We start from the raw sequence: 1569 nt of genomic DNA, 5'->3' as shown, positions 1-1569 counted from the left end.
CCGCTCGTGGTGTGTGTTCAGGCGTGGTGCTTGTCGAGGAAGTCGGTGATGAGCTGCAGCCACTCGTCGGTTCGTTCCAGCATCGGGAGGTGGCCGGTGGCGATTTCGGCGAGTTGGGCGCCGGGGATGGTCTCGGCGAGCCGGCGGTGCAGGTTGCTGGAGACGAGGCGGTCGTCGGTGGTCGAGATGACCAGGGTGGGGACGGTGATGCCGGCGAGGTCGTCGCGGACGTCGACCTGGCCGACGAGGTCGGTCTGCTCGGCGCTGCCGTCGACTGTGCTGGCGGCGAGGTAGCCGAGGGTCTGCTGGAGTTGCTCGGCGGGCATGGACTCCAGTGCCTGGGTGCCGAGGGCCATCATGAGCTGGAAGGCGGCGAGCAGGTCGCGGTCGCCGGATGCGGCGATCTTGCTCTGGATGGAGGAGGCGAGGGCGAGCCGGTTGTCGCGGTGGGGGAAGGCGGCGGTCAGGATGAGTGCGGTGACGCGTTCGGGGTGGCGGGTGGCGGTGCGGATGGCGACCGGGCCGCCGAGGGAGTAGCCGGACACGGCGAAGCGGTCGATGCCCTCGGCGTCGGCGGCGGCGACGAGCTGGTCGGCGAGGTCGTCGACGGACAGCGGGGTGGTGGAGCGGGGGGTGTCGCCGCTGCCGGGGTAGTCGATGCCGACGAGGGTGTGGCGGGTGGCGAGGGCTTCCAGGACGGGGCCGTAGGTGCCGGCCAGGCTGCTGCCGGCGCCGTGGGCGAGGAGCAGGCCGGGGCCGGAGCCGAGGCGGGTGCGGGCGTAGGTGGGTGCGGTGAGGTTGCGGGGTGACATGGGGGTCTGCCTTTCGGATGCGCCGGCACACGAGAATCATCCAGTGCGTGTGATTGCTTCCTCAGGTCTATCACACGGTACGTATGATTGCCGCCTGTGATGTCAATCACACACGTCGTATGATGTGCGGGTAGGGTGACGCCATGAAGCAGCCCCTCCACCGCCGCCCGCCGACTCCGGGCAACCCACGCGTACAGCGCACCCGCAACCGCGTCCTGGCGGTCGCGCGGGAACTGCTGCCCCAGGTCGGACCGGCCGGACTGACCTACGCCCTGCTGGCCGAGCGGTCAGACGTCACCCGCCAGACCCTCTACCGCCACTGGCCCACCCGGGCCGCGCTGCTCTTCGACCTCGTCCTCGAAGGCCCCGACCTCGGCACCTACCCCCAACCGGGCAACGACGTACGCGCCGTGGCCACCGCCTGGCTCAAGAGCCTGCGCGCCGGCGTCACCGTACCCGCCGTACGAGCCGCCGCCCTGGCCATCACCGCCCAGGCCGACCACGACCCCGACAGCGCCCGCGCACTCCTGCGCATCGGCGAAGACCGCCACACCGGCTTCAACAAACTCCTGGAACCCTCCGGCATCCAGATCAACGACGACGAATTCACCCTCCTCTACGGACCCGTCCTCGCCCGCCTCTTCCTCGACCGCGGCCACGTCACCGACACCTTCATCGACACCACCGTCACCCAATGGCTCACCACACTCCAACCCACCGACACACCGCAGGACCCGAAGCAGTAGTCACCGAGAGC

The 1569-nt window shown here is 70.0% G+C and carries 2 protein-coding genes; one reads left to right on the top strand and one right to left on the bottom strand.

Going from position 1 to position 1569, the window contains the following annotated elements:
- Positions 1–17 precede the first annotated feature (17 nt).
- Positions 18–812 carry an alpha/beta fold hydrolase gene (locus tag ACWBNA_RS47785; RefSeq protein WP_482710874.1) on the bottom strand — a complete coding sequence of 265 codons (795 nt, stop codon included), beginning with the start codon at positions 810–812 and terminating at the stop codon, positions 18–20.
- A gap of 143 nt (positions 813–955) precedes the next feature.
- On the opposite strand from ACWBNA_RS47785, the gene ACWBNA_RS47780 reads away from it, so the two are divergent.
- Positions 956–1558 carry a TetR/AcrR family transcriptional regulator gene (locus tag ACWBNA_RS47780; protein WP_482710873.1) on the top strand — a complete coding sequence of 201 codons (603 nt, stop codon included), beginning with the start codon at positions 956–958 and terminating at the stop codon, positions 1556–1558.
- Positions 1559–1569 lie beyond the last annotated feature (11 nt).

It is taken from the genome of Streptomyces sp. Q2 (assembly GCF_056820935.1).
This window is presented reverse-complemented; position numbering and strand designations above follow the sequence as displayed.

Bases quoted from the DNA above. Each gene is read 5' to 3' on its own strand.
- ACWBNA_RS47780 (WP_482710873.1), top strand. From the start codon at position 956: ATGAAGCAGCCCCTCCACCGCCGCCCGCCGACTCCGGGCAACCCACGC.
- ACWBNA_RS47785 (WP_482710874.1), bottom strand. From the start codon at position 812: ATGTCACCCCGCAACCTCACCGCACCCACCTACGCCCGCACCCGCCTC.